Annotated in this window: 24 protein-coding genes; 13 read left to right on the top strand and 11 right to left on the bottom strand. The window is 71.8% G+C overall.

Annotated features, from left to right (window positions below):
- Positions 1-600: 600 nt before the first annotated feature.
- A complete protein-coding gene (locus ACIBG4_RS40340) occupies positions 601-1,983 on the bottom strand; it encodes a M23 family metallopeptidase (protein ID WP_397207674.1) in 1,383 nt (460 codons plus the stop codon).
- 738 nt (positions 1,984-2,721) lie between these two features.
- Positions 2,722-4,002, bottom strand: coding sequence for an MFS transporter (locus ACIBG4_RS40335; protein WP_397207672.1), 1,281 nt, complete (start codon positions 4,000-4,002; stop codon positions 2,722-2,724).
- Positions 4,003-4,101: 99 nt separating this feature from the next.
- On the opposite strand from ACIBG4_RS40335, the gene ACIBG4_RS40330 reads away from it, so the two are divergent.
- From ACIBG4_RS40330 to ACIBG4_RS40305, 6 genes are all read left to right on the top strand, one after another.
- Entirely contained in the window at positions 4,102-4,716 is a 615-nt protein-coding gene (locus ACIBG4_RS40330) for an ArsR/SmtB family transcription factor (protein WP_397207670.1), read from the top strand.
- A gap of 228 nt (positions 4,717-4,944) precedes the next feature.
- Positions 4,945-5,913 carry a 30S ribosomal protein S2 gene (gene rpsB / locus ACIBG4_RS40325; RefSeq protein WP_397207668.1) on the top strand — a complete coding sequence of 323 codons (969 nt, stop codon included), beginning with the start codon at positions 4,945-4,947 and terminating at the stop codon, positions 5,911-5,913.
- A 718-nt stretch (positions 5,914-6,631) separates the two neighbouring features.
- Positions 6,632-7,465, top strand: coding sequence for a translation elongation factor Ts (gene tsf, locus ACIBG4_RS40320; protein ID WP_310710731.1), 834 nt, complete (start codon positions 6,632-6,634; stop codon positions 7,463-7,465).
- Positions 7,466-7,600: 135 nt separating this feature from the next.
- On the top strand, positions 7,601-8,299 hold the full coding sequence (gene pyrH, locus ACIBG4_RS40315; RefSeq protein WP_217709034.1) for a UMP kinase: 699 nt from the start codon (positions 7,601-7,603) through the stop codon (positions 8,297-8,299).
- A gap of 38 nt (positions 8,300-8,337) precedes the next feature.
- A complete protein-coding gene (gene frr, locus ACIBG4_RS40310) occupies positions 8,338-8,895 on the top strand; it encodes a ribosome recycling factor (RefSeq protein WP_397207666.1) in 558 nt (185 codons plus the stop codon).
- A 60-nt stretch (positions 8,896-8,955) separates the two neighbouring features.
- On the top strand, positions 8,956-9,819 hold the full coding sequence (locus ACIBG4_RS40305; protein ID WP_397207664.1) for a phosphatidate cytidylyltransferase: 864 nt from the start codon (positions 8,956-8,958) through the stop codon (positions 9,817-9,819).
- Here ACIBG4_RS40305 and ACIBG4_RS40300 read toward each other — a convergent pair.
- Entirely contained in the window at positions 9,799-10,821 is a 1,023-nt protein-coding gene (locus tag ACIBG4_RS40300; RefSeq protein WP_397207662.1) for a suppressor of fused domain protein, read from the bottom strand. The two genes, ACIBG4_RS40305 and ACIBG4_RS40300, sit on opposite strands and share 21 nt — an antisense overlap.
- Before the next feature lie 162 nt (positions 10,822-10,983).
- Here ACIBG4_RS40300 and rlmN point away from each other — a divergent pair, with 162 nt between their 5' ends.
- On the top strand, positions 10,984-12,087 hold the full coding sequence (gene rlmN, locus ACIBG4_RS40295) for a 23S rRNA (adenine(2503)-C(2))-methyltransferase RlmN (RefSeq protein ID WP_397207660.1): 1,104 nt from the start codon (positions 10,984-10,986) through the stop codon (positions 12,085-12,087).
- 76 nt (positions 12,088-12,163) lie between these two features.
- Here the strand turns inward: rlmN and ACIBG4_RS40290 are convergent, their stop codons facing one another.
- On the bottom strand, positions 12,164-12,835 hold the full coding sequence (locus ACIBG4_RS40290; protein WP_397207658.1) for a hypothetical protein: 672 nt from the start codon (positions 12,833-12,835) through the stop codon (positions 12,164-12,166).
- Complete coding sequence (locus ACIBG4_RS40285) at positions 12,832-13,593, bottom strand: ATP-binding cassette domain-containing protein (RefSeq protein WP_397207656.1); 762 nt, start codon at positions 13,591-13,593, stop codon at positions 12,832-12,834. The genes ACIBG4_RS40290 and ACIBG4_RS40285 overlap by 4 nt, the downstream gene beginning before the upstream one ends.
- Before the next feature lie 94 nt (positions 13,594-13,687).
- Between ACIBG4_RS40285 and ACIBG4_RS40280 the strand changes: the two genes are divergently transcribed.
- Positions 13,688-14,245, top strand: a complete 558-nt coding sequence (locus ACIBG4_RS40280; protein ID WP_310710738.1) for a DivIVA domain-containing protein — start codon at positions 13,688-13,690, stop codon at positions 14,243-14,245.
- 6 nt (positions 14,246-14,251) lie between these two features.
- On the opposite strand, the gene ACIBG4_RS40275 is transcribed toward ACIBG4_RS40280, so the two are convergent.
- The 6 genes from ACIBG4_RS40275 to iolC all read right to left on the bottom strand — a co-directional run bounded on the left by ACIBG4_RS40275 (position 14,252) and on the right by iolC (position 20,656).
- Complete coding sequence (locus ACIBG4_RS40275) at positions 14,252-14,890, bottom strand: HAD family hydrolase (protein ID WP_397207653.1); 639 nt, start codon at positions 14,888-14,890, stop codon at positions 14,252-14,254.
- A 29-nt stretch (positions 14,891-14,919) separates the two neighbouring features.
- Positions 14,920-15,999, bottom strand: coding sequence for an AI-2E family transporter (locus ACIBG4_RS40270; RefSeq protein WP_397207651.1), 1,080 nt, complete (start codon positions 15,997-15,999; stop codon positions 14,920-14,922).
- Between the two features lie 76 nt (positions 16,000-16,075).
- Positions 16,076-17,950 carry a 3D-(3,5/4)-trihydroxycyclohexane-1,2-dione acylhydrolase (decyclizing) gene (iolD, locus tag ACIBG4_RS40265; protein WP_397207649.1) on the bottom strand — a complete coding sequence of 625 codons (1,875 nt, stop codon included), beginning with the start codon at positions 17,948-17,950 and terminating at the stop codon, positions 16,076-16,078.
- Positions 17,947-18,801 carry a 5-deoxy-glucuronate isomerase gene (gene iolB / locus ACIBG4_RS40260; RefSeq protein ID WP_397207647.1) on the bottom strand — a complete coding sequence of 285 codons (855 nt, stop codon included), beginning with the start codon at positions 18,799-18,801 and terminating at the stop codon, positions 17,947-17,949. Before iolB ends, iolD begins: the two co-directional genes overlap by 4 nt.
- The gene (locus tag ACIBG4_RS40255) at positions 18,801-19,736 is read right to left on the bottom strand and encodes a deoxyribose-phosphate aldolase (RefSeq protein ID WP_397207645.1); all 936 of its coding nucleotides are present in this window, start codon (positions 19,734-19,736) and stop codon (positions 18,801-18,803) included. Before ACIBG4_RS40255 ends, iolB begins: the two co-directional genes overlap by 1 nt.
- Positions 19,733-20,656, bottom strand: coding sequence for a 5-dehydro-2-deoxygluconokinase (gene iolC, locus ACIBG4_RS40250; protein ID WP_310710744.1), 924 nt, complete (start codon positions 20,654-20,656; stop codon positions 19,733-19,735). The genes ACIBG4_RS40255 and iolC overlap by 4 nt, the downstream gene beginning before the upstream one ends.
- A 287-nt stretch (positions 20,657-20,943) precedes the next feature.
- Between iolC and ACIBG4_RS40245 the strand changes: the two genes are divergently transcribed.
- The 5 genes from ACIBG4_RS40245 to ACIBG4_RS40225 are packed head-to-tail and all read left to right on the top strand — an operon-like array spanning position 20,944 to position 26,305.
- Complete coding sequence (locus tag ACIBG4_RS40245) at positions 20,944-22,317, top strand: extracellular solute-binding protein (RefSeq protein WP_397207643.1); 1,374 nt, start codon at positions 20,944-20,946, stop codon at positions 22,315-22,317.
- Complete coding sequence (locus ACIBG4_RS40240; RefSeq protein ID WP_397207641.1) at positions 22,292-23,227, top strand: carbohydrate ABC transporter permease; 936 nt, start codon at positions 22,292-22,294, stop codon at positions 23,225-23,227. Before ACIBG4_RS40245 ends, ACIBG4_RS40240 begins: the two co-directional genes overlap by 26 nt.
- Positions 23,224-24,042: a carbohydrate ABC transporter permease gene (locus ACIBG4_RS40235; RefSeq protein ID WP_397207639.1), complete on the top strand. Its 819-nt coding sequence runs from the start codon at positions 23,224-23,226 to the stop codon at positions 24,040-24,042. The genes ACIBG4_RS40240 and ACIBG4_RS40235 overlap by 4 nt, the downstream gene beginning before the upstream one ends.
- On the top strand, positions 24,042-25,121 hold the full coding sequence (locus ACIBG4_RS40230; RefSeq protein ID WP_397207637.1) for an ABC transporter ATP-binding protein: 1,080 nt from the start codon (positions 24,042-24,044) through the stop codon (positions 25,119-25,121). Before ACIBG4_RS40235 ends, ACIBG4_RS40230 begins: the two co-directional genes overlap by 1 nt.
- Positions 25,118-26,305 (top strand): CehA/McbA family metallohydrolase, encoded by a 1,188-nt coding sequence (locus tag ACIBG4_RS40225; RefSeq protein ID WP_397207635.1) that lies wholly within the window; start codon positions 25,118-25,120, stop codon positions 26,303-26,305. The genes ACIBG4_RS40230 and ACIBG4_RS40225 overlap by 4 nt, the downstream gene beginning before the upstream one ends.
- Positions 26,306-26,315 lie beyond the last annotated feature (10 nt).

The following is a 26,315-nucleotide window of genomic DNA, read 5'->3' as shown; positions in this document are numbered from 1 at the left end:
TGGCCCAGGCCCAGGCCCAGGCCCAGGCCCAGGCCCAGGCCCAGGCCCAGGCCCAGGCCCAGGCCCAGGCCCAGGCCCAGGCCCAGGCCCAGGCCCAGGCCCGGGCCCGGGTCACGGGGGCAGGTCCGGATGCGGCGATTCCATAGGAGCGACTCCGTGGAAGAGCTGGAACGGTCTGCTGGCACTGGCCGGATCGAGGGTTGCCGCCCGAGGCTCTGCGCACGCCGTCATGGACACCTCCGCAGAAGCGGGCGACCTTGTGGTTTGGTACCACCGACGCGGGTGCGCGCCGATCGGCATACGGCGGTGGACCGTTACCAATTACGAAAACGTTGTCCTCGTCAAGCAGCTTCGATCGGCGGGCTCGGATACTCCCTGGGGCAGCGTTGCGGCAAGTGGTGGAAAGAGGTACAAGAGGCCGCCGGCAGCCGCCCGAAGGCTGCGCTACGGGGTGCGCGGCGTGCGGGTTGCGGAGCGGATGTTGGGGACAGTGCATGGGAGGGGCGTCGATGGCCGGCCAGACCATTTCGCTGTCATGGGGTCACTCACTGCGTTGCTGGTGAGCGGGATGTTGCCTCACCTTCGTGCGGTGCTGTTCGTTCACGCGCGTTGAGGCTTTCGGTGAATGCCTCGTGCCGGTCTCTGCCGTGGCTTCCTTTGGCGGCTTGGTTTGCGATGACGCAGCAGTACGACCAGGAGGATGCCGGCGAGGAACATGGCCGTGCCCAGGGCGGCCGCCGCGGGGGCTGCGGCGGGACCGTGCGGGAAGCGTAGAGACCACACGGTGGAGGCCGAACTCGGCGTTTGAGGTGTGTTCTGTGGTGATGTGCACGGCATCGGGTTGTCCAGTGCGGTGAAGGGCAGGCGGGGATGCCTGGGAACGAACGGGGACGAGCCGGCCACGGCGCCGCCGGCTCGCCCACCGTCGGCGACCTCAGCGCTCTCCGAGTCCTCCGCGCTCTCCAGGTCCTCTGCGCTCTCCCGGACCTCGTCGGCGCGCCGAATGACCTCGGCGGCGGTCTCAGCGGCGGTCTCAGCGACGGCGGTGCCGGTGTCAGGCTCTGCGTCGGTGGCGGTGGAGGCGACTGGATCAGTGACGGCATGGGTGGCGGTGTGCGCCTCGGTGGGGGTGTCCGTGTGCTTGTGGTTCTTGGTGGTTGTTGGGCGTCTCTGCTCCCGATGCGCCAGGGTGATGAGGGGCTGAGAGATGGCGGCAGCGCGGGCTCTCGTTGGGGAACTGCTTTCCCGGTTGGCCCTCGGTGTGGTGGTGAGGGCTTGCAGGGCGGCCGGGTCGCTTGGTTCGGTGTGAGTCGTGTCGTGCGGCCAGATCGGCCCAGCGGTGGTGGTGGGCGGCGGCGTCGCACGGGGCGTGGCGAAAGCCGGGCTCATGGGCAATCCGTCGTGCGTGTCTTCTCCTCCCCTGTCGAGAGTCTCCGGGCGTGCTCCGGAGGGAGCGTCGGGCGGGAACCGTACGTTCACCTCCGGTGCTGCGGGATCCCAGAACGGGAGCAGTCGAATGCGAGCCTGTCCCAGAACGAGCAGGGGGTCCAGGTAGCGGGGCGGCCGGAGGAGGCCCCAGTGCAGGCAGGATTCTGCGCAATGGCTTTCCGCCGAAGCCTCCAATACGCCGAGCGGATCCCCTGCGGAGACGTGTTCGCCACGCCGTACCGAGGGAGTGACGGGGAGGTAGGTCGTGCGCAGGCCGCCGGGATGCTCGACGGACACGACGCCTCGGCCTGCGAGACGGCCGGCGTAACGGACGGTGCCGGCGCCGGCGGCCAGGACCGGGGTCGCGGGTGGAGCGGCGAGGTCGATGCCGCGGTGGCCGGCCAGCCAGCGTTCGAGGGGCGGGGCGAAGTGACGCACGATCCGCGGGCGACCGTCCAGGGGCCAGCGCCAGACGGCAGGAGCGGCTGCCGCGGGCGACGCCGGGAGGAGCGGGACGAGGACGAGGACGAGGAGCAGCACCAGGGTCATGGCCATCCGGCCGGAGGTCATGGCCCTGCCGGATATCCCGAGCAGGTGGGTCGGTATGCCGCGGATTCGGGCCTCCGCAGGAGCGAAGTCAGCATGGGCAGGCCCGGTCGTGTCGTGGAGCGGCTCTTCGTGCTCCGGTGCTCCGGAGGCGCGCGAGATCTCGTACTGCCACAGGGGGTGGTCGCTTCGGGGGATGGGCGTGGCACCTGATCGGCGTGGAGGGTCGGTGCTCCGGGTCTCGAGTCGGTTCATGGGGCGGAGGAGGCCGACGGGGCCGACTGGGCGAAGGGGGCGAAGGGGGCGAAGGGGGCGTTCGCGGGCTGGCCGGACATTGCGCTGCTGGGGATGTGCGTCAGTTCTGCGGTGGGGGGCGGCAGCGGCGGCGGCCGTAGTGGGTCCCCTGTGGTGTGCGCTCTTGGAGGCGGTGTGGTGCGAGGTGTGTGAGGGAGGAGGTGTCGGCATGCCCGGCAGTTTGGCGGGGGCACGGCACGGTTCGGGCTGGTGAACGTGGTTCTGTGGATGGCTGTGGGTTATGCACAGGCGCGGGGCTGAGAACACCGCTGCGCCCTCGCCCGGGTTGAGCTCTGTGGCCGGAGAGCTGATCGGCCGGCCGCCGCCGGGGAGATGCGCGGCATACGGGCCAGTCGCGCATGCGGGCCAGTCGCATGGTGGTGGCGCCGCCACCGGAACCACTGCGGAGTGGGCGCCTGCAGCCGGGCGGACCTTCACCGCCGGCCCGGGCGGTCACACAGCAGGCCCGTCCAGGCGAGCCGTCGACGAGGTGGCGTCACGTGATCCGTGGGGGGCGCCGCGACGGCTCGGGCGCAGAGGGGAGGCCCAGATCCACAGCGTGCTGAGGGCGATGCCCGCGGCCGAGATGAGGATGACGGCGCGGAGGCCCACCCACTCCGCCAGGAGGCCGCCCGCCAGCCCGCCCAGCGCCATGACGCCCTGCACCGCGAACGTCGTCGTGGCGTTGACGCGGCCCCTCAGCTCGGGCGTGGCCTCGTCGAGCATGATGGCGCCCATACAGGTGGAGAAAGCCACCACGATGCCGCCCGTGACCGTTCCCGATACGGCGAGCACCGCCAGTTTCCACCAGAGCGGACCGCTCAGCAGGCCGACGATGAGGACCTCCGCCGGGAAGAACAGCACAGACACGAGCAGGACGCGGTTCGCGCCGTAACGGCCGGCCAAGCGGGTCGTGACCCAGGCGCCGAGCAGGCCGCCGAGACCACTGAAGGCGATGAGGGCCCCGATGAGGCCCTGGGGGATGCCCAGGGTGTTGACCATGTAGAGCATGTGGACGGCCATGTACGTCATCGCGAAGAAGTTGATCGTGATCCCCGCCCCGAGCAGGGCACGGAGCACGGGGTGGGTGGCGCTGACGCGGAGTCCCTCGGTCACGTCACGCCACATGCCCCGTGACGGGGCCGGCTCGTGACGGTCCGGGGTGCGGATGGAGCGCAGCAGCACGGCTGACGTCAGGAACGACAGGGCCTCGGCCAGTACGGCGAGCGGGGCCGTGACGAGCTGGACGAGCAGCCCCGCGAGGCCGGGGCCGGCGACCGAGGCGACGGAGTAGGACGCCTGCAGGCCCGCCATCGCCTCGGTGCGCTGGTCCGGGGAGACGATGACGGCCAGGTGCGGGAAGTTCACGGCTCGGAACAGCACCGACGCGGTGCCGACGACGAGTGCGACGGCGATCAGCCAGATCACGTTCAGCGTTCCCAGCAGCCACGCCACCGGAACGGTCGCCGCCGCCAGGCCCGCCACCAGCTCGCAGGCGATCATGACCGGGCGGTGCCGGGTGAGCCGATCCGCGATCGCGCCCGTCTGGAGGCCGAACACCAGGGCGGGGACCGAGGCGGCGGCCGTGAGCAGGCCCATCTCGGTGGGAGACGCCGTGAGAAGCGTGACGGCGGTGAGGGGGATCGCCAGCTTGGACACTTCCGAGCCGGTGACCGAGACGGTCCGGGCGCCCCACAGTAAGCGGTAGTCGCGCTGCCTCCGGAGCGGCGTCACAGCGGAGGAAGTGTGAAGGGAAGGCTTCATATTATGTGAAAGTAACGCTTCATAGTTCTGAAGGCAATGCTTCACATCAGATCCGGGTACCTTGTGCCCATGACGCGGGAGATGGAGAGCCTCAGCGATCCCAGGGCGATGCGGGCTCTGGCGCATCCGGCACGGCTGGCGATCCTCAACCGGCTCGGCGCCGGAGGCAGCGTCACGGCCACCGACGTCGCCGAGGGGGCGGGCATCACGCCCAGCGCGGCCAGCTATCACCTGCGCATGCTGGCCAAGTACGGATTCGTGGAGGACGCGCCGCCCCGGGGGGACGGGAGGGAGCGCCTGTGGAAGGCGGTGGACAAGTCCTTCGCCATCGGCCGGCTGCCCGACGACCGGCCGGAGGTGCGTGAGGCCAAGGACCTGCTGATCGAGGCGTTGCGCAAGGAGGCGGACGAGGAGGCGCGGCGGGCTCTGGCCAACCACGACCAGGAGCCGCCGGAGTGGCGTGACGCCACCACCTTCGCGCGCACCATTCTCCGCGTCGACGCCGCGGAGCTCGCCCGGCTCGCGCAGGAGATCGAGAAGCTGCTGCGGCCGTACGTCGCCCGCCACCGGCCGCCCGAGGCGGCGCCGCCGGGGGCCCGGGTCGCGGAGGCGCAGTTCAACCTGTTTCCGCATGTGCGGAGGCCGGTGCCGGGTCTCCCCACGGAGGACCACGACGCCGGGTGAGGCGACCGGTTGACCGCAGGCGGTCAGGCGGGGGCGGCATGCAAGGTAGACTTTCTGGTGGCCTGTCACCACAGGCCGACTTCGCATGCCCCGTCACGGATCACACCATCGGTCCGGGCCTGGCCCGGCTGGCGTGATTCGGGGCATCAGGGCGGTGGCCGTTGGCCGCCGCGTCACAACCGAGAATCGCGCCCGCCTGCCGGGCGCCCTGACCTGGAGGACCAGCAGATGGCCCCCGTCGTCACCATGCGACAGCTGCTCGAGAGCGGCGTTCACTTCGGACACCAGACTCGCCGGTGGAACCCGAAGATGAAGCGCTTCATCTTCACCGAGCGCAACGGCATCTACATCATCGACCTGCAGAAGTCGCTGTCGTTCATCGACCGTGCCTACGACTTCGTCAAGGAGACGGTCGCCCACGGCGGCACGATCCTGTTCATCGGCACCAAGAAGCAGGCTCAGGAGGCCATCTCCGAGCAGGCCGCCCGCGTCGGCATGCCGTACGTCAACCAGCGCTGGCTGGGTGGCATGCTCACCAACTTCTCCACCGTGCACAAGAGGCTTCAGCGCCTGAAGGAGCTCGAGGAGCTCGACTTCGACAACGTCGCCGCCTCGGGGCTCACCAAGAAGGAGCTCCTCATGCGCCGGCGTGAGAAGGACAAGCTCGAGCGCACGCTCGGCGGCATCCGTGACATGGGCCGCGTGCCCAGCGCGGTGTGGATCGTCGACACCAAGAAGGAGCACATCGCGATCAGCGAGGCCAAGAAGCTTGGCATCCCTGTCGTCGCGATCCTCGACACCAACTGCGACCCCGACGAGGTCGACTACCCGATCCCCGGCAACGACGACGCGATCCGCGCCGTCGGCCTGCTGACCCGCGTCGTCGCCGACGGTGTCGCCGCCGGTCTGATGGCCCGCTCGGGCGCCGCCCGTGGTGACGAGAAGCCCGCCGCCGCCGAGCCGCTGGCCGAGTGGGAGCGCGAGCTCATCGAGCAGGGCACCGGCGAGGCCGCCGCGACCGAGGCAGCTCCTGAGGCCGAGGCCGCTCCCGCCGAGGCCGCCGCCCCGGCTGAGGCCGCGCCCGAGGCTGAGGCCGCTCCTGAGGCTGAGGCCGCCGCGCCTGAGGCCGCCGCGACCGAGGCTGACGCGCCCGAGGCCGACGCGCCCGAGGCCGGCACCGAGCAGCCGCAGGCCTGACCGACCGAGTCGCCTGGCTCCCAGCCCGGCCGTCTCTACGGGGCGGACGGGATGAGGGCCGCAGGCGGCGTCGCCGGTGAGCGCGTGTTCGTCGGAGCGAAGGCGACGCGGGGGGAGATTCACGCCCCCCGCGTCAACGAAGCGGCAGCAGCTCGGCCAGGGCACCTCGACGGGCGAACCGATCGAGGCGGCCGGGCCGAGCCGCCGGACGCCACTCCGGCCGGCATCGCACCGCCGGACGCCGCCGCTCCGGCTGGGCGTCTCTTCGGACGTCGCTCCGGTCGGGACGAGGTTTCAGGACGTCGCTTCGGTGAGGGGCGAGGTTCGGGACGTCGCTTCGGTGAGGGGCGAGGTTCGGGACGTCGCTTCGGTGAGGGGCGAGGTTCGGGACGTCGCTTCGGTGAGGGGCGAGGTTTCCGGACATCGCCTCGGTGAGATGCGAGCCTCCCCGAGGCAGTGCCGGCGCACCGCCGCCGCACCGCCGGGGACACCCTCTCCCAGGAAGCGCCTCCGGGCGACGTGCCGGGAGAGAGCGCCTGAGGCCAGCAGCACAAGGACGCCAAACCGGGCCCGCCGCCCGGGTTAGCGCCCACCGGCTCGGGTTACACACCGAGCAAGGCCAAGCTTCCGCACGGCACGCGCCGGCCGTTCCACCCCAGGGTGGGTGCCGGATCCGGCGCCCATCCGATCCACGACGAAATCCCACGAGGAAAAAGCAATGGCTTCCGTGAACATGGCCGACGTCAAGCGGCTTCGCGAGATCACCGCTGCCGGCATGATGGACTGCAAGAAGGCGCTGGAGGAGTCCGAGGGCGACTTCGACCGCGCCATCGAGCTGCTGCGCCTGAAGGGCGCCAAGGACGTCGGCAAGCGCGAGGCGCGCACCGCCTCCAACGGCCTGGTCGCCCTCAAGCAGGACGGCGACTCCGCCGCCGCGCTGCTCGAGCTCAACTGCGAGACCGACTTCGTCGCCAAGGGCGAGCGCTTCCAGGAGCTGGCCGCCCAGGTCGTCAACCACGTGCTGGCCACCAAGCCGGCCGACGTGGCCTCCCTGCTCGAGTCCTCCTTCGACGGCAAGACCGTCAAGGAGCACCTGGACGTGGCCAACGCCGCGCTGGGCGAGAAGATCGAGGTCCGCCGCTTCGCGGTGCTGGAGGGCGGCTACATCGGCGCCTACATGCACCGCACCGACCCGGCCCTGCCGCCGGCCGTCGGCGTGCTCGTGCAGCTCGACAAGCCGAACGCCGAGGTCGCCAAGGACATCGCCCAGCACGCCGCGGCGATGGCCCCGCAGTACCTGAGCCCCGCCTCCGTGCCCGCCGAGGTCGTCGAGAAGGAGCGCAAGCTCTTCGAGGAGATGACCCGCGAGGAGGGCAAGCCCGAGGCCGCCATCGGCAAGATCGTCGAGGGTCGCGTCAACGGCTGGTACAAGGACTTCACGCTGCTCCAGCAGGCGTTCGTCAAGGACAACAAGAAGAGCGTGGCGAAGTACGCCGAGGAGAACGGTGCCGAGGTGCTCTCGTTCGTCCGCTTCAAGGTCGGTCAGGCTTAGGCTTGAGCGAACCCTCAGCTCACCGAAACTTCTAAGAAGGAGGCCGCCGCCGTGCAGGACAATCAGGAGCCAGCCACGCCGGCGGCTTCCTCGCGTCCGGGTTCGCCGCAGAGTCCGCTGCGCTGGAAACGAGTGATGCTGAAGCTGTCGGGTGAGGCGTTCGCCGGCGGTGACCCGCTGGGGATCGACCCGCTCGTGGTCGACCACCTGGCCGACTCGATCGCCGAGGCCGTCCGTGAGGGCGTGCAGGTCGCGGTCGTGGTCGGCGGTGGCAACATGTTCCGCGGGGCCGCCCTGTCGGAGCAGGGCATCGACCGGGCCCGCGCCGACTACATGGGCATGCTGGGCACGGTCATCAACTGCCTGGCGTTGCAGGACTTCCTGGAACGGCGCGGCGTGGAGACGCGGGTGCAGACGGCCATCACCATGCAGCAGGTGGCCGAGCCGTTCCTGCCGCGCCGGGCGATCAGGCACCTGGAGAAGGGCCGCGTGGTGATCTTCGGGGCGGGGCTCGGCTCGCCGTTCTTCTCCACCGACACCGCCGCGTCGCAGCGTGCCCTGGAGATCGGCGCCGAGGCGCTGCTCAAGGGCACCCAGGTCGACGGCGTCTACGACTCCGACCCGCGCAAGAACCCGGACGCGGTGCGGTTCGACCACCTCGACTACGGCGAGGTGCTGATCCGGGACCTGCAGGTCATGGACGCGACCGCGATCAGCCTGTGCAAGGACAACGACCTCCCGATCGTGGTCTTCGATCTCATGGGTGAGGGCAACATCCTGCGAGCGGTCCGCGGTGAGAAAATCGGCACGCTGGTGAGTCCCGCAGGCAAGTGAGCGAGCCCGATCCGCCAGCCAGAAGACAGGGAGCCGCTGTGATCGACGAAACCCTCCTCGAAGCCGAGGAGAAGATGGACAAGGCCGTGTCGGTCGCGAAGGAGGACTTCGCGGCCATCCGCACGGGCCGTGTCACCCCTTCGATGTTCAACAAGATCAGTGCCGAGTACTACGGCTCGCCCACCCCGATCCAGCAGCTGGCCTCGTTCCACGTGCCCGAGGCCCGCATGGTCATCATCCAGCCCTACGACAAGGGCTCGATGGCCGCGATCGAGAAGGCGATCCGCGACTCCGACCTCGGCGTCAACCCGAGCAACGACGGCCAGCTGATCCGTGTGTCGTTCCCCGAGCTGTCGGAGGAGCGCCGCAAGGAGTACATCAAGGTGGCGCGTAACAAGGGCGAGCACGCCAAGGTGTCGGTGCGCAACATCCGCCGCTCCGCCAAGGAGACCCTTGACAAGATGATCAAGGATGGCGAGGCGGGCGAGGACGAGATCCGGCGCGCCGAGAAGGAGCTCGACGACGTGACGCAGAAGCACGTCGCGAAGATCGACGAGCTGCTCAAGCACAAGGAAGCCGAGCTGCTCGAGGTCTGAGCGGCGCCCGCCGCACGGCCCTCGCCCGATGGCGGGGGCCGTGGCTTATGGAGAGTCTCTGTGGAAGAACGTACGGCTGGCGGCAGCCCGAGCGGCGGCGGCCGTACGGGACGTAACCTGCCCGCCGCGATCGCGGTGGGCGTGGGGCTGGGCGCGCTCGTCATCGCCTCCCTCTACACGGTCAAGGAGCTCTTCCTGGTCGTGGTCGTGGCGGCCGTGGGTGTCGGCGTGGTCGAGATGACGCAGGCGTTCGCGTCCCGCGGCATCCGGGTGCCCGTCGTGCCGGTGCTGGTCTCGATGGCCGCCATGCAGGCCGGGGCGTACTGGGGCGGGCCGGTCTGGCTGCTCGGCGTGTTCGTGGTGTCGGTGTTCGTCCTGCTGATCTGGCGCATGTTCACGGGCGGGGACGGCGAGGGCGCGGGCGGGCGCACCGCGGGGTACGTCCGTGACGCCACGGGCTCCACCTTCCTGCTCGTCTACCCGCCGCTGCTGGCGGGCTTCGTGGCGCTGCTGCTGGCGCCGGGCGACGGCCGCGACCGGGTGATCGTGTTCATCGCGGTCACCGTGGCCAGCGACATCGGCGGCTACATCGCGGGTGTGCTGTTCGGCAAGCACCAGCTGACCGTCATCAGCCCGAAGAAGACCTGGGAGGGCCTGGCCGGGTCGGTGGTGGCCTGCACGGTCGTCGGGGCGTGGCTGGTGACCTGGCTCTTCGACGGGCGGCTCTGGCAGGGAGCGCTGATCGGCGCGCTGGCCGCGCTGCTGGCGACCGTGGGCGACCTGATCGAGTCGATGATCAAGCGGGATCTCGGCATCAAGGACCTCGGCACCATCCTGCCGGGCCACGGCGGCCTCATGGACCGGCTCGACTCGCTGGTGACCACGCTGGTGCCGGTGTGGCTGCTAATGACGGTGTTCTTCTAGCTCCTCGGCCGTGATGGGCGTGAGCCAGAGCCAGCGCACCGCCTCACCCCCGAACGTGAATCCCGACAAGGCGGGCATGTCGGGGGGATCGGCGAGCATGAGCACTCCCGCGTACTGCGGTCCCAGCGGGAACGTGGCCGGCTCGTGGTACCACTTGGCGGTGTGCCCGTGGCCGAGCCAGGTGACCGAGTGCCAGGGGTACTGCGCCAGCCAGACGAGCAGCAGCGCCGCCTCGCGGGGGTCGTCGCGGGTGGCCACGGCCAGCTCGATCCGGGCGTACGCGCCGGGCTGGTCGATCCACTGCTCGACCGTGGGCATGCGCTGGCAGCTCATGCCGACCGTGGACAGCACGCTGAACGGCCGACCTTCGCGCGGCGGGCGCTCGGTGATGACGACGGTCGGCAGCCGGTCGCCGCTCGCCTCCCAGTAGCGCCCGGCCCGGCCCAGAACCGCGTCGAGGTGGCTCATCGCGAACTGCTGGAACGACGGCCAAGACCCCTCCGCGTGGCGCCACAGCCAGTAGGAGCGGGCGTTGGAGATGCGCGGCGCCAGACCCTCCAGCGCCTCCGACAGCGCCCACGCGAACGGCGACTCGCCCACGGCGTCGCGCGCGTAGCCGGGCATGCCCCTGCTCATGTCGGCCCAGCCCGGGATGACGGCCAGCAGGTCGTCGTCCTCGTAGAGGGCCACGCCGTCCCCCTCCTCGAACCACAGGACGGCCAGCCTGCCGAGCGGCCCGCGCCCGGCAGGGTGCGTCGTGCCGGGGCTCGGCATCAGCGGCGGCCGGCCGGAGTTGACGCGGGCCAGGTCCATGACCGGTGGGGCGGCGCGGTGGTTGGCCAGCCACACCGCGCCGTGCACGGCGCCGCCGGGCGCGCGCAGGTAGGCCACCGAGGCGTCCTCGTCGCGCTCGACCACGAGCTCGCGGCTGCCGTACGGGTTGACGGCGGTGAGGACGACCTCGGCCCGCCCCTCGCCAGACGCCGACCGGAAAATCGTCATACGAGACGACTGTAGATCGGCGGAGTGCCCCTGTGCGAGCGGTACCGCGACCGGGAGCTCCCCTCGGCGCACCGCGTCAGAACAGATGACCCCCGGAATGACGCCTTCGCGCCGAGCGTTCATTACCCTGGTCGGTAACCCCCTCTAGCAGAAGGCAGTCCCGTGTCCCAGCAGCCAGGTCAGCTCACGTTCGTCGCGCCGCGCAGGGCCAAGCCCGCCCGGCACCTGGCCGACCTGTCCATGGCCGACCGGCGGGCGGCGGTGACCGAGCTGGGGGAGAAGGCGTTCCGCGCCGACCAGCTGTCGCGCCACTACTTCGAGCGGCTCACCGCCGACGTGGACGCGATGACGGACCTGCCGGCGGCCTCGCGCGAGAAGCTGTCGTCGCTGCTGCCGTCGCTGCTCACCCCGGTCAAGGAGCTGACGACCGACGCCGGCACCACGCGCAAGACGCTGTGGCGGCTGTTCGACGGGGCGCTGGTGGAGTCGGTCCTCATGCGCTACCCCGACCGGGTCACGATGTGCGTGTCGTCACAGGCCGGCTGCGGCATGAACTGCCCGTTCTGCGCCACCGGCCAGGCCGGGCTGACCCGCAACATGTCGACCGCCGAGATCGTCGAGCAGGTCGTGTCGGGCGCTCGGGCGCTGGCGGCCGGCGAGGTGCCGGGCGGGCCCGGCCGGGTCAGCAACGTGGTCTTCATGGGCATGGGCGAGCCGCTGGCCAACTACAAGCAGGTGATCGGCGCGGTGCGCCGCATGGTGGAGCCGGCGCCGCACGGGCTCGGCATCGCGGCGCGCGGGGTCACGGTGTCCACGGTCGGCCTGGTGCCGGCGATCGGCAAGCTGGCCGAGGAGGGGCTGCCGGTGACGCTCGCGCTGTCGCTGCACGCCCCGGACGACGAGCTGCGCGACACACTGGTGCCGATCAACACCCGGTGGAAGGTCGCCGAGGTGCTCGACGCGGCGTGGGCGTACGCGGCCAGGACGAAGCGGCGGGTGTCGATCGAGTACGCGCTGATCAAGGACATCAACGACCAGGAGTGGCGGGCCGACCTGCTCGGCAAGCTGGTGCGCAACAAGCTGGTGCACGTCAACCTGATCCCGCTCAACCCGACGCCGGGCTCCAAGTGGACGGCCTCGCGCCCGGAGGACGAGCGGGCGTTCGTGCGCCGGCTGCAGTTCCACGGGGTGCCGGTGACGGTCCGCGACACGCGCGGGCGCGAGATCGACGGCGCCTGCGGCCAGCTCGCCGCCGCGGACGCCTGACTCACCCGTCCCAGACGTCCGCGTCACCGGATGGACCCGAGGCGCCTCAGCCCAGGGGCGCCCCGGCCGGGGTCCCTCAAGGCCGCGTGCGCCGCAGGTACCCGTACACGCCCAGCCCCACGAGGCACCACGCCAGTGAGATGGCACTCAGCCCCGGCAGCTCGGCCACCAGCCGATCCGCCGCCGCCGCCTTCATCCAGGCCGCCACGGGCACCGTCAGCCAGTACGCCGGAGAGACGCTGAGCACGAGCATCACCAGGAACCCGCCCACGAGTCCCATGATCGAGAACGCCGGTGACGGCACGACGGCCCGGCTGGTGAGAGCGCCGAGCGCGACCCCGGTCAGGGCGGCGAGGGCGTGGACCACCACGCCGGCGACGGAGACCCCTGGCGGAGGAGCGGCGGAAAGGCCGAGCGCCAGCCCGCACCCCAGGGCCAGCGTCGCGAACGCGCCGCACGCGACCAGGGCCGCCAGCAGCCCGGCGGCCGTCTCGCGCCCGCGCCCGCCCACGGCGGTCGCCGAGATGGCGCGCTGCTCGTCGGGCTCGGTGTCCAGCAGGCTCCGCGCCGCCCAGGCCAGGAACGGGATGATGAGCACGGCCCCGTCCGTCAGCGCGGCCGCCTCGGAGCCGCGCGGCGCGCGGCTGGCGTAGACGATCGAGAGCGTGATGATGATGGGCAGCAGGGCCTGGTGAACGCGGTGGGAGCGCACGTAGGCGGCGAGGCGGAAGACCACCAGGGCGATCACGGGGCCTCCTCACCGGTGAGGGCGCGGGCCCGGTAGCCGTCGTCGCGGGCCCGGCGGAGGAACGCCTCCAGGTCGCGGGCCGGCACGCTCACCTCGACGGTCACCGTCCTCTCCTCGTCCCCGTTCCAGGAAGCGGCATCGGCGGAGGGCACGGGCGGTGGGCCGGCGTGCTCGCTCAAGCGGCCGTCGCGTAACGACCAGAGGCGCAGCCCGGCCAGCGCGCGCAGCCCGCCCTGGTGGTCGCTCGCCACGACGACGCCGCCCCGCGCGGCCACCTCCGTGACGATGCCCGGCAGCGCGTCGCGGGTGTCCCGGTCCAGGCCCGCGAACGGCTCGTCCAGCACGAGCAGCCCAGGCTCGGCCATGAGCGCCTGCACCAGGCCGACCTTGTGCGCCGTGCCCTTCGACAGCTCGCCCAGCCGCACCCCCGCGAACCGGTCCAGGCCGAGGCGCTCGGCCCAGGGCTCCCAGCGGGCGCCGCCGCGCACGCGCGCCAGGTGACCCAGGTAGCCGGCCACGGTGAACGGCTGACCGGCCGGGAAGCGGTCGGGGACGTACCCGACGACGCCGGGGCGTCCGGTGACGGTCCCGGAGGTGGGCCGGGTGAGACCGGCCAGCAGGCGCAGCAGCGTGGACTTGCCCGCGCCGTTCGAGCCGGCGAGCTCCACCACGTCACCGGGAGCGAGGCGGGCCTCGGCGGCCTCGATGACGTAACGGTCGTGTCTTCGGTAGCGGAATGAGACCTGAGCGAGCCACATGGTGCTGTAACGGTATAAGGCGGCTCGCATCATCGGGATAAAGAACCCCACAATAGAGATCGATACCCCTCAGCAGCTTCCGGGAGGAGTGGGCTTGAACCGCTTTCCGCGCGTCATGGGCATGCGTTCCGGATATGACCCGGCCGAGGTCGACGCCCTCATCGGGCGCATCGAGTCGGCGCTGGGCCGGGGAGCGGGTGAGGCGGAGCCCGTGACCGCCGACGACGTCCGCCGGGCCACGTTCCGCCCCAGACGCGGCGGCTACCACGAGACGGCCGTGGACTTCGCCCTGGAGGCGTTCGTCGTGGCGCTGGAGACACAGGCCAGGAGCCCCGTCAGGCTGGCTGCCCTGGCGGAGCCGACCGGGGAGATGCTGCGCGAGGAGTGGTTCGAGACCCAGGCGGCGCGGGTGGAGCGGGTGGCGTTCCGGCCGGGCCGGATGGGCACCGGCTACAACGAGGACGAGGTGGACGCGTTCCTCGACCGGATCGTGGCCACGCTGCGCGGCACCACCGAGTACCCGGTGACGGCCAAGGAGGTGCGGGAGGCGAAGTTCTCGACCGTGCTGCTGAGGTCGGGTTACCTCATCTCGGACGTGGACGCCTTCCTGGCGGGCATCTCCGACGTGCTGGAGCAGCGCGGGCAGCCCTGAGGCCGGTCAGAGCAGGGTGACCAGGCCGCGCAGGTCCGGCAGGACGTCCTGCGGCACCGACGGGTCGGCGGGCCGCTCACCCTGCCGGTTGATCCACACGCGGCGCAACCCCAGCCGGTGCGCCGGCACCATGTCGTGGACGTAGCTCTGCGCCACGTGCACCCACCGCTCGGGGTCGAACGAGTCCCTGAACACGGTGAAGGGCGCGAGGTCCGGCTTGTAGGCGCCGGCGTCCTCGGAGGTCACGACCGCGTCGAACGGCACGGGCAGCCGCCGCCGGGTCGCGGCGATCAGGTCGCGGTCGCAGTTGGTCAGCAGCGCGATCCGCCAGCCGGCCTCCCGCAGCCGGGCCAGCTCGGCGCCGACGTCGGGGAAGACGGGCCAGTAGGGGAGCGTGGCGGCCAGGACCCCGGCGTCGTCGGGCCGCAGCGCGACACCCTCCTCGGCGCAGGCGCGGCGCAGCGCCTCGGCCAGCACCTCGCGGTAGCGCAGGCGCGGGGACTCCTGCTGGACCGCGCGCTCGTGCGGGCCGTACGCGTCGAGCAGCCGCCCGCCGTGTCCGGGCGCGACCAGCTCGGCGCTGGTCGTGATGCCGTGCCGCCAGTCCACCAGCGTGCCGAAGCAGTCGAACGTCACCCATCGCATGGTGACCATCATGGCCCGTCTCAGGCGTCTCAGGCGTCTCCGGCGTCTCCGGCCGGTTCGGCCGGCCGGGCGGGGGCCGGAGCGGGAGCCGGAGCGGGGGGCAGAGCCGGGGGCGGCTCGTGCGCGGCGTCGTGGCCGCGGTCGTGCAGCAGGGCCACGATCACCGACGCGACCGGCGCGGCGAGGAACGCGCCGGTGATCCCGCCGACCAGGCTGCCCACCGCGATGGCGATCAGGATGACCGGGGCCGGCAGGTCGAGCGCCCGGCCGTAGATCTGCGGCGCCAGCACGTGCCCTTCCAGCTGCTGCACGAGCACGGTCACCGCGACGACGATCAGCGCCACCAGCCAGCCCTTGGCCACGAACGCGACCACCGCGGCCAGCAGCCCCGCCACGAACGCCCCCACCACCGGCAGGAACGCCCCGACGAACGTCAGCACCGCGAGCGGCAGCGCGATGGGCACACCCAGGATCCACAGCGCGAGCCCGATGAAGAACCCGTCCACCAGCCCCACCAGGGCGACGCCCCGGATGTAGCGGCCGACGATGCCGTAGATCAGCTCTCCGGTCCGCTCGGCGCGCGGGCGGGCCGGGACGGGCAGCAGCTCGACCAGCCACCGCCACAGGTGGTCGCCGCCGTGGATGAAGTAGATGGCCAGGACGACGGCCACCACGGCGCCGACGACGATCTCCCCGGCCGTCCGCACGCCCGTGAGCGCCCCGCTGGCGATCTGCCGCCCCTGCGTGGACAGGTAGTCCCTGGCCTGCGCGGCCAGGGACCCGCCGTTGAGCCCGAACCGGGAGGCCAGGCCGTTCAGGTCGTTGACGGCCTTGCCCACGCTGTCGTGCAGCTCCGCGACGCTGGCCACGGTGGGCGGCACGACGAGCGCCACGAACGCCCCGGCGAGCAGGAAGCCGCCGAGGAAGACCACCGTGGTGGCCAGCGCGCGGTTCAGGCCGCGCCGCCGCAGCCACTCGGCCGGCGGGTGCAGCAGCGCGGTCAGGAGGAGGCCGACGATGATCGAGAGGGCCACGGTGCGCAGGACGGAGAAGAGGTAGAGCCCCACCGCGATGAGCGCGATCCAGCCCAGCGCGCGCCACACCCTCATGCCCGGCTCCCGGCCATCCCCGCCTCCCGACGTCGTGCTCGTCAGAGGCGTTCCCCGGATCTCTCCGGGCAACCACTCACTCCAGGGGCGCCAGGTGCTGCCGCTGCTCCTTCTTGCCCGACTCGTACGCCTGCCGCGCCTGCTCGCCTGCGGCCGTCGTGGTGACCTCCGCCACCGGCACGTCCCACCACGCCTCCGACGAGGGCGACTGGCTGAGCGGGTCGGTGCGGACGTACACGACCGTGGTGGCCGTGGCCGCCCGCGCCTCCCGCAGCGCCTCGCGCAGCCCTTCCACCGAGTCGGGGCGCAGGACGGTGGCGCCCAGGCTGGCGGCGTTGGCGGCCAGGTCCACCGGCAGCGGCCCGCCGTCGTAGCGGCCGGCGCCCCGGTAGGCGTACGACGTGCCGAGCCGTTCGGCGCCGACGCTCTCCGACAGGGCGCCGATCGAGGCGAAGCCGGAGTTGTCGACCAGGACCACGACCAGCTTGATCCCCTCGGCCACGGCCGTGACGAGCTCCTGGGCCATCATGAGGTAGGAGCCGTCGCCGACCAGGACGAACACCTCCCGCTCGGGCGCCGCCAGCTTGACCCCGAGGCCGCCGGCGATCTCGTAGCCCATGCAGGAGTAGCCGTACTCGACGTGGTAGGAGCCCGGGCCGCTGGGCCGCCAGAGCTTGTGCAGGTCGCCCGGCATGGAGCCGGCCGCGCACACCACCACCCCGTCGTCGCCGGCGGCGGCGTTGACCGCGCCGAGCACGGCGCCCTGCGGCAGCGGCGATCCGTCCTGCCCGGAGCGCTCCGGCCCGTACGTGGCGTCCACCACGGCGTCCCAGGCGCGGATCAGCGCGGCGGCCCGCTCGCGGTACGCGGCGCCGGTGTCCCAGCCGGCCAGCGCCTCGCCGAGGTCGGCCAGGCCCTCGCGGGCGTCGCCCACGAGCTGCAGCCCGGACAGCTTGGCCGCGTCGAAGGCGGTGACGTTGAGGTTCACGAACCGCGTGCCGGCCCCGAACAGGGAGCGGGAGGCCGTGGTGAAGTCGCTGTAGCGGGTGCCGACGCCGATGACCAGGTCGGCCTCGCGAGCCAGCGTGTTGGCGGCCGTCGTGCCGGTCGCGCCGACCGCGCCCAGCGCCAGCGGATGACCGTGCGGCAGGGCGCCCTTGCCTGCCTGCGTCTCGGCCACCGGGATGCCGTGGGCCTCGGCGAACTCGCGCAGCCGCTCGGCGGCCTCGCTGTAGAGGACGCCGCCGCCGGCGATGATGACCGGCCGGGCGGCCGACCTGACCAGCTCGGCGGCCCTGGCCACGGCGGCCCGCTCCGGCCGCTGCCTCGGGATGTGCCAGACGCGCCGCTCGAACAGCTCGTCCGGCCAGTCGTACGCCTCCGCCTGGACGTCCTGCGGCAGCGCGAGCGTCACCGCGCCGGTCTCGGCCGGGTCGGTGAGCACCCGCGTGGCCGCGAGCAGCGCCGAGGGCAGCTGCTCGGGCCGGTTGACGCGGTCCCAGAAGCGGGACACGGGCCGGAAGCAGTCGTTGACCGACACGTCGTACGAGCGCGGGTCCTCCAGCTCCTGGAGCACCGGGTTGGCCACGCGGGTGGAGAACACGTCGCCGGGCAGCAGCAGCACGGGCAGCCGGTTGATGGTGGCGCCCGCCGCGCCCGTGATCATGTTGGTCGCGCCGGGGCCGATGGAGGTGGTGCAGGCCAGCGTGGACAGGCGGTTGGCGGCCCGGGCGTAGGCGGCGGCCGTGTGGACCATCGCCTGCTCGTTGCGGCTGAGCCGGTAGGGCAGGTCCTCCTCCGACGTGGCCAGGGCCTGGCCGAGCCCGGCGACGTTGCCGTGGCCGAAGATGCCGAGGCAGCCGCCGAACAGCCGGTGCTCGGCGCCGTCGCGCTCGGTCCACTGGGCGGCCAGGAAGCGGACGACCGCCTGGGCGACGGTCAGGCGCGTCATCGCCCGCCCCCGAACGGCAGGCGCGGGTCGATGGCCTGGTCCTGCCAGGTGGCGCGGATCCAGGCGTGCCGTGGGTCGTCGCAGAAGGCCATGGTCCGCTCCTCGGCCGGTCCGGCCAGTACGTTCAGGTAGTACATGTCGTAGCCGGGCGCCGCCATCGACGGGCCGTGGTAGCCGTAGGGCACGAGCACCACGTCACCGGAGGACACCTCGGCGAGGGTGTCGACGCGGCCCCGCTCGGAGGAGTAGACCCGCTGGTAGCCCTGGCCCTCGCCGGCCACCTCGAAGTAGTACACCTCCTCCAGCACGGCCTCGCCCTCGCCCGGCGTGTCGTGCTTGTGCGGGGGATAGGACGACCAGTTGCCGCCCGGGGTGAGCACCTCGACGGCCACCAGCTTGTCGCAGTCGAAGACGCCGGGCGCGCAGAAGTTGTTGACCTGGCGGCTGGCCTGGCCGGCGCCGCGCAGCTCCACCGGCACCCGCGAGGCGGGCACGTACCGTGGCTCCAGCGCGCGGCCGGCGCGGGCGGAGGGCAGCGCGATCCGGCCCCGTCCCTCCAGCGTCACCTCCGAGGAGATCGGCAGGTAGGCGAAGTCCGAGGGGCCGTGGAAGACCGACTCGCGCCCTTCCAGTCGCCACACGGCCTCGGCCGAGCCCGAGGGGGCGCACCGCACGGTGCAGGAGCCCGCCAGCGGCAGGACGATCATCTCCTCCCCGCCCGTGGCGAACGACACCGGCTCGTCCCCCAGCTCGACCACCCGCAGCCCTGAGTACGTCCAGCCGGCCACGTCCGGGGTGATCTCCACCGACCAGGGCCCGCCGGCGGCCTTGCCGTACGGAAGGTATGTCATCAGCCAACCTCTCGAATCAGCGCGGCCGCACCGTCCACGGCCGTGGCGACGTCGTCGTCCGGAGGGTAGAGCAGGGCGCGGCCGATCACGAGGCCGCGCACGCCGGGCAGGCGCAGCGCGCGCCCCCAGTCGGCGTAGGCGGCGTCCATGTCGGGCGGGTCGCCGCCGAGCAGCAGCGCGGGAAGCGTGGTGGCCGCCATGACCCGCTCCATCTCCGCCACCGCGGGGATCTTCAGCCAGGTGTAGGCGGAGGTGACGCCGAGCGCCTGGGCGACGCTGATCGACCGGATGACCGCGTCGGGCGACAGGTCGTTGCGCAGCCGCCCGCCGTCGGAGCGCCTCGACCAGAACGGCTCGACCATGGCGACGAGCTGCCGCCGGGCCAGGTCGGTGATGGCGTGGGCGCACGACTCCAGCGTGGACACGGTCGCGTGGTCGTCGGGGTCGATGCGGCACAGCATCTTGCCGCCGTCGAGCCGCATGGCGTCGATGGAGGCGGCGTCGTAGCCGGTGAACCGGTCGTCGGCCTCGAACACCGATCCCTGGAGGCCGCCCCGGTTCATCGAGCCGAAGGCCAGCTTGCCTTCCAGGGCTCCCAGCAGGAGCAGGTCCTCCAGCACGTCGGGGGAGGCGAGGATGCCGTCCACGCCGGGCCTGGCCAGGGCCGTGCACAGCCGGTCCAGCAGGTCCGTGCGGCTGGCCATGGCGAGCGGCCGGTCGCGTACGGACAGCGAGCCGCGGGCCGGGTGGTCGGCGGCGATGACGAGCAGCCGCTCGTCCTCGGCGGGCAGCCCGCGCCGGCGTCGCCGTGCCGCGGCCCGCGCGATCTCGCCGGGCCGGGTGGAGCGGATGCGGGTGAGCTGCTCGTAGCGGGAGTCGGTGGTGGCAGGGGAGCCGTTCGACACGGCGTCGGTGGGCAGGATCACGTCACTCATAGGAGGGCAAGCACCTCGTCCGTGGTCGGCATGGCGTCGGCGCAGGCCAGGCGGGCGGCCACGTAGGCGCCGGCCGCGTTGGCGAAGCGGACGGTACGCTCCAGTGGCCAGCCCCGGATCAGCCCGAGGCACAGGGCTCCGCCGAAGGCGTCCCCGGCGCCGATGCCGTTGACCACCTCGACCTTGACCGGCTCCACCACGGCCCGCTCGTCCGCGGAGCGGGCCAGGACGCCTTCGGGTCCCATCTTCACCACGGCGACCCGCATCCCGGCGTCGAGCAACGCCTGCGCCGCGGCCTCGGGGTCGCGTGTGCCGACCGCGTTCTCGACCTCGTCGAGGTTGCCGACGGCCACGTTCGCGTGGGGCAGCATCTCGCGCACGCCCCTCTGGGCCGCCTCGGGCGACTCCCACAGCACGGGCCGGTAGTCGAGGTCGAACACGGTCCACCCGGAGCCGCGGGCGGCCAGCGCCGCGGCGTGGGCCGAGCGGCTCGGCTCCTGGCTCAGGCCGGTGGCGGTGAACCAGAACACCGTGGCCGCGCGGATCGCGTCCAGGTCCAGCGAGTCCGCGCCGACCTGGAGGTCGGGTGGATGCTCGCCCCGGTAGAAGTAGATCGGGAAGTCATCGGGCGGGAAGATCTCGCAGAACGTGACGGGCGTGGGCGAACCCTCGACCGTGGCCACGAACGTGTCGTCCACGCCGAAGTCGCGGATCGCCCGCCGTACGTACGCGCCGAAGGGGTCGGCTCCCGTGGCGGTGATCACCGCGGGGCGCAGGCCGTGCCGGGCCGCCGCCACGGCGACGTTCGTCGGACTGCCGCCCAGGAACTTGCCGAAGGTCTCGACGCGGTCCAAGCCCACGCCTGTTTGCAGGGGGTAGACGTCGACGCCGCAGCGGCCGATCGTGATCAGGTCGAACAACGCACCTCCAGTGAGAGTCCCACTCCCTAGTATGATCTATTGTCCTGACATACCGATGTCCGTTCAGTCGTGCATTCTGCCAGTCCGAATCCCTGCTGGGTAGGTGCCACCACCGGATCATCCGAACCCGGGCCGTCTTCACCGGTCAGCGGGCCGGGCCCCGGAGTACTGTCGACACATCCCTGAAATATAGCCAAACCTTTACGTCATCTAGATGTCATGACATATTGGCGTGGGCTCCGTTACGGATGAGTCGGAGGGTATCGATGGGATTGCGGAGAAGATCGGTGAGCGTGGTCGCGGTTCTGGCCGCGTCCGGTCTGGCGCTGACCGCGTGCGGCGGGTCGTCCGGTGACGGTGACGGCGGCACGATAGAGCTGACGATCGCGCAGAACGCCATCGCCGGCGGCAAGAACGCGAAGGCGGCGGACTTCGTCGCCAACTGGGTGGTTCCCAAGTTCGAGGAGGCCCAGAAGGCCAAGGGCAAGGACGTCAAGGTCAAGTTCGTCCCCAGCGGTGTCGACGACGAGCAGTACAAGACCAAGCTCTCCCTCGATCTGAAGTCCGGCAAGGGCGCCGACGTGATCGACATCGACGGCATCTGGGCCGGCGAGTTCGCCGAGGCCGGCTACATCAAGCCGCTGGCCGAGCTGGTCGGGCCCGAGGCGGAGAGCTGGGACGGCTGGGCCCAGATCCCCGAGTCCGTGCAGGGCCTGGCCACCTTCAACGGCAAGAAGTACGCGCTGCCCGTCGGCACCGACGGCCGCGTGCTCTACTTCAGCAAGCCGCTCTTCCAGAAGGCCGGCCTGCCGGCCGACTGGCAGCCGAAGAGCTGGCAGGAGGTCCTCGACGCGGGCGCCAAGCTGAAGGCGGCCGGCGTGCCCGTGCCGATCCAGGTCAACGCCGGCACCGCGATGGGCGAGGCCACCACCATGCAGGGCGTGCTGCCGCTGCTGGCCGGGGCGGGCGGCGAGGTCCAGAAGGACGGCAAGTGGGCCGGCGCCTCGCAGCCGGTCAAGGACGTCCTCGGCCTCTACCAGAAGATCTACGGCGGCAGCGGCCTCGGCGACCCCCGGCTCCAGCAGGAGGCCAAGGGCCGGGACAAGTCGTTCCAGCAGTTCGCCCAGGGCAAGATCGGCATCCTGCTGGAGGGCGACTACTTCTGGCGCGGCGTCGTCAACCCCAAGGACGGCGTCGCCAAGATGGCCGACCGCGACCAGAGCGTCGGCTACGCCCTCATCCCCGCCATGGAGCCCGGCAAGGGCATCCGCGGCCAGGACTTCGTCAGCATGTCCGGCGGCGCGCTGCGCACGGTCAACCCGAACAGCAAGCACCCGAAGGAGGCCTTCGAGCTGCTGGCCTTCACGCTCTCGCCCGAGGCGCTGAAGGAGGAGACCAAGGACGGCAACGTGCGCATCACCCCGCGCACGGACGTCAACAAGGAGATCCTGGCCGGCGAGCCGCTGCTGACGTTCATCTCGGAGAAGGTGCTGCCGCTCACGGCCTACCGGCCGCCGGTCGCCGTCTACCCGCAGGTGTCGGTGGCGCTCCAGGAGGCCACCTCGGCGGTGGTCAGCGGCAAGACGCCGGACGAGGCGGCCGCCGAGTACCAGAAGAAGCTCGAAGGAATCGTCGGTGGCGCAGGTAACGTCTCCTCCTGACCTCGCCGGCGAAGCCACGGACTCCACGGCCCGCCGCTACAGCGTCGACGCGGCGGGCCTGGGCCGGTGGCGTGCGGGCGCCTTCGTGGCCCCCGCACTGCTGCTCATCGCGGTCTTCCTCGTCTTCCCCGCGCTGTGGGTGCTCTATCTCGGGCTGACCGACTACCGGCTGACCGGCGTCGCCGCCGCCGACCCGAAGGTGGTCGGGCTCGACAACTTCCTGTCGGCGATCGGCAACCCGTCGTTCTGGAACTCGACCTGGCTGACCGTCCAGTTCGTGCTCGGCTCGGCGGTGATCGGCCAGGTGGGGCTCGGGTTCACGATCGCCTGGCTGCTGCGCGACAGGCGCGGGCCGCTCAGGCGGATCGTCGAGGGTCTGGTCATCCTGGCCTGGATCCTGCCGAGCGCCGTCGTGTCGTTCCTGTGGGTGGCCCTGCTCGACGCCGACGGCGGCACGCTGAACGCGCTGCTCGCCACCGGCGACTACGCCTGGCTGCTCGAACACCCGATGCTGTCCATCGTCATCTTCAACACCTGGCGCGGCACCGCGTTCTCGATGATGCTGTACGGCGCGGCCCTCGGGAACGTGCCGCCCTCGCACCTGGAGAGCGCCCGCCTGGCCGGAGCCTCCGGCTGGCAGCAGCTCAGGGACGTGGTCTTCCCCCACATCAAGGGGCACATCCTCACCAACCTGCTGCTGATCAGCCTCTGGACGTTCAACGACTTCACCCCGTTCATGATCACCGCGGGTGGCCCCGAGGGGAAGAGCGAGGTGCTGGCCGTCCACGTCTACAAGGTCGCCCTGCAGGGCGGCCAGCTCGGCTACGGCGCCGCGGTCTCCACGGCCATCCTGCTGATCAACCTGGTCGTGGCGGTGTTCTACCTGCGCCTGCTCAGGAGCAAGAAATGACGCGCTTCGTGCTGGGCCGGATCGGCTTCTACACGCTGACCGCGGTGCTGCTCGCCTTCTTCACCATCCCCCTGCTGTGGCTGGCGTCGGCGCCGCTGACCAGCGACCCCACCTACGAGGTCCGCCTGCCGGACTTCACCTTCGACAACTTCCAGGCCATCCTGGATCACCCCTACGCGCTGCCGTCGCTGTACAACTCGCTGCTGCTGTCCGTCGGCACGGCCCTGCTCGTGGTCCTGCTGTCGGCGCTGGCCGCCTACGCGCTCAGCCGCGTGCGCCTGCCCGGCCGGGACGCGCTGCTCTACGCGCTGCTGCTGCTCTCGTCGATCATCACGGGCACGGCCGCGATGGTGCCGCTGTTCCAGCTCGCGGTCGAGCTCGGCCTCATCGACTCGCAGTTCGGGCTGATCCTCATCCTGACCGGCGGCCTGCTGCCCGCGGCGATCTTCATGCTCAAGGACTTCATGGACTCCACGCCGAAGTCGTACGAGGAGTCGGCGCGGGTCTTCGGCGCCTCGCCGCTGCAGATCGTCGCGCATGTGGTCGTCCCCCTGGTACGGCCCGGCCTGGCGACGATCGCGGTGTGGGCCGTGGCCAACGTCTGGGGCAACTTCCTCATGCCGTACCTGCTGCTCAGCGACGTGGAGAAGCAGCCGGCGGCGGTCATCATGTACACGCTCTACACCGAGGGCGGCCAGGCGAACCTGCGGCTGCTGTCCACGTTCGGACTGCTCTACTCGGTGCCCGTGGTGCTCATGTACCTGTTCGTCAGCAAGAAGTACGGCTTCCGCTTCCACGGAGGGATCAAGCGGTAATGGCGGCAATCGAACTGCGAGGGCTGACCAAGGTCTACCCCGGGGGCGTCAAGGCGCTCGACTCGCTGGACCTGGTCATCCCCGACGGCGAGTTCTTCGCGCTGCTCGGCCCCTCCGGGTGCGGCAAGACCACCCTGCTGCGCACGATCGCCGGGCTGGAGACCGCCACCGGCGGCTCGGTCGTCATCGGCGAGCGCGACGTGACCTCGGTGCAGCCGGGCGCCCGGGACATCGCCATGGTCTTCCAGGACTACGCGCTGTTCCCGCACATGGACGTCACCGACAACGTCGCCTACCCGCTGCGCATCAAGAAGGTCCCCAAGGCCGAGCGCCACCGCAGGGCCGGCGAGGTCGCGGCCCGGCTCGGCCTGGAGCACCTGATGGACCGGCGGCCCGGCCAGCTCTCCGGCGGCCAGCAGCAGCGGGTCGCGCTGGCCCGCGTCATGGCGACCCAGGCGCAGGCGTTCCTGTTCGACGAGCCGCTGTCCAACCTGGACGCCCGGCTGCGCCTGGAGGCCCGCACGTTCCTGAAGAAGCTCCAGCGCGAGCTGGGCGTCACCACCGTCTTCGTCACCCACGACCAGGCCGAGGCGCTGGCCATGGCCGACCGGATGGCCGTGATGGAGGCCGGCGTGATCCGGCAGATCGGCACCCCGGCCGAGGTGTTCCAGCGGCCCGCCAACACGTTCGTCGCGTCCTTCATCGGCTCCACCCCCATGAACCTGCTCGACGCCGTCGTCCGCGGTGACACGCTGGAGGTGGCCGGCCGTACCGTGCCCGTGCCCACCTCGGCCGCCGGGCTGCTGACCGACGGCGAGAAGGTCGTCTACGGCGTACGGCCCGAGTACAACGCCTACGCAACCAAGCCCGCGGACGGCTCGTCGGAGGGCTCGCTGGCCGGGAAGGTGGTGATCGTGGAGAACCTCGGCGCCTCCCACCTGGTGACCCTCGACGTCAACGACGTCACCGTGCAGGCCGTCGTGCCCGAGGGCAGCGAGCCGGCCGTCGGCGACGAGGGCTTCGCCGTGCCGCGCCGCGACCGGGCGCTGGTCTACCGCGACGGGGAGCTGGTGGGATGAGCGTGATCCGGGGGCACTGGACCCTCGACGACCGGCTGGAGAGCATGCTCCGGGAAGTGCCGTTCGAGGTCCCGGCCGGGGCCACGGCGGTGACCGTGGCGCTGTCCTACGACCGGTCCCGGGGCGTGCTCGACCTCGGCGGCGGGAGCCCGCGAGGCTTCCGCGGCTGGTCGGGCGGCGCCCGGGACACGTACACGATCACGGAGGACTGGGCGACGCCCGGCTACCTGCCCGGCCCCCTGGAGCCCGGCCCGTGGCAGGTGTGGCTGCGGCTGCACCGCGTCCCTCCCGAGGGCCTGGACTACACGCTGGAGATCACCGTCGCGGACACGGCGCCGCCCGCCCCGGTCACGGCCGAGCCGCCCGTCGCCGAACGCCCGCCGCGCCGCGACATCCCCGCCGTGGACGGCCTGCGCTGGTACGCCGGAGACTTCCACTCGCACACCGTCCACAGCGACGGCTCGCTGACCGTCGGCGAGCTGGCCGCGCTGGCCCGCGGCCGGGGACTCGACTTCCTGGCCGTCACCGACCACAACACGGTCAGCCACCACCCCGAGCTGACCTCGGCCGACCGGGGCATCGCCCTGCTGCCCGGCCAGGAGGTCACCACCGACCGCGGCCACGCCAACGTGTTCGGCGACGTCGGCTGGGTCGACTTCCGCCGGCCCGCCGACTCCTGGGCCCGGCACGCCCGCGACCACGGCGGCCTCATGTCGATCAACCATCCGCTCGGCGGCGACTGCGCCTGGCTGCAGCCCCTCGCCGAGCGGCCGCACGTGGCCGAGGTGTGGCACTCCGGCTGGTGGGACCGCCGCTGGGGAGCGCCCCTGGCCTGGGCCGACGCCTGGCGCGACGACCTGGTGGCGATCGGGGCCAGCGACTTCCACCGGCCGGGCGACGACGGCCTGCCCGGCTCGCCCACCACGTGGGTGCTGGCCGAGGACCCGGCCGCCGCGTTCGGCGCCGTGGCCGCCGGCCGCACCGCGATCTCGGCGGGGCCGGGGGAGCCGCTGCTGCTCCGGCTCGGCGACGAACTGCTCGCCCTGGACGCCGACGGCCTCGTCCTGGTCCGCCCCGGCGGCGCCCGGCAGGTCATCCGCGGCGCCCGGACCCTGGTGCCCGCCGGCGAGGGCCGGCACCGGCTGGAAACCTACGAGAACGAGGTGATCGCGCTATGCGAGTGAACGAGCAGCC

Origin of the sequence: Nonomuraea sp. NPDC050383, from assembly GCF_044459125.1 — a bacterium.
Classification (GTDB): domain Bacteria; phylum Actinomycetota; class Actinomycetes; order Streptosporangiales; family Streptosporangiaceae; genus Nonomuraea.
This window is presented reverse-complemented; position numbering and strand designations above follow the sequence as displayed.

Bases quoted from the DNA above. Each gene is read 5' to 3' on its own strand.
- ACIBG4_RS40225 (WP_397207635.1), top strand. From the start codon at position 25,118: ATGAGCGTGATCCGGGGGCACTGGACCCTCGACGACCGGCTGGAGAGC.
- rpsB (WP_397207668.1), top strand. From the start codon at position 4,945: ATGGCCCCCGTCGTCACCATGCGACAGCTGCTCGAGAGCGGCGTTCAC.
- iolD (WP_397207649.1), bottom strand. From the start codon at position 17,950: ATGACGCGCCTGACCGTCGCCCAGGCGGTCGTCCGCTTCCTGGCCGCC.
- ACIBG4_RS40300 (WP_397207662.1), bottom strand. From the start codon at position 10,821: ATGACGATTTTCCGGTCGGCGTCTGGCGAGGGGCGGGCCGAGGTCGTC.
- ACIBG4_RS40330 (WP_397207670.1), top strand. From the start codon at position 4,102: ATGACGCGGGAGATGGAGAGCCTCAGCGATCCCAGGGCGATGCGGGCT.
- ACIBG4_RS40230 (WP_397207637.1), top strand. From the start codon at position 24,042: ATGGCGGCAATCGAACTGCGAGGGCTGACCAAGGTCTACCCCGGGGGC.
- ACIBG4_RS40340 (WP_397207674.1), bottom strand. From the start codon at position 1,983: ATGGCCATGACCCTGGTGCTGCTCCTCGTCCTCGTCCTCGTCCCGCTC.
- pyrH (WP_217709034.1), top strand. From the start codon at position 7,601: ATGCTGAAGCTGTCGGGTGAGGCGTTCGCCGGCGGTGACCCGCTGGGG.
- tsf (WP_310710731.1), top strand. From the start codon at position 6,632: ATGGCTTCCGTGAACATGGCCGACGTCAAGCGGCTTCGCGAGATCACC.
- ACIBG4_RS40270 (WP_397207651.1), bottom strand. From the start codon at position 15,999: ATGAGGGTGTGGCGCGCGCTGGGCTGGATCGCGCTCATCGCGGTGGGG.
- iolB (WP_397207647.1), bottom strand. From the start codon at position 18,801: ATGACATACCTTCCGTACGGCAAGGCCGCCGGCGGGCCCTGGTCGGTG.
- ACIBG4_RS40235 (WP_397207639.1), top strand. From the start codon at position 23,224: ATGACGCGCTTCGTGCTGGGCCGGATCGGCTTCTACACGCTGACCGCG.
- ACIBG4_RS40285 (WP_397207656.1), bottom strand. From the start codon at position 13,593: ATGTGGCTCGCTCAGGTCTCATTCCGCTACCGAAGACACGACCGTTAC.
- ACIBG4_RS40275 (WP_397207653.1), bottom strand. From the start codon at position 14,890: ATGCGATGGGTGACGTTCGACTGCTTCGGCACGCTGGTGGACTGGCGG.
- ACIBG4_RS40255 (WP_397207645.1), bottom strand. From the start codon at position 19,736: ATGAGTGACGTGATCCTGCCCACCGACGCCGTGTCGAACGGCTCCCCT.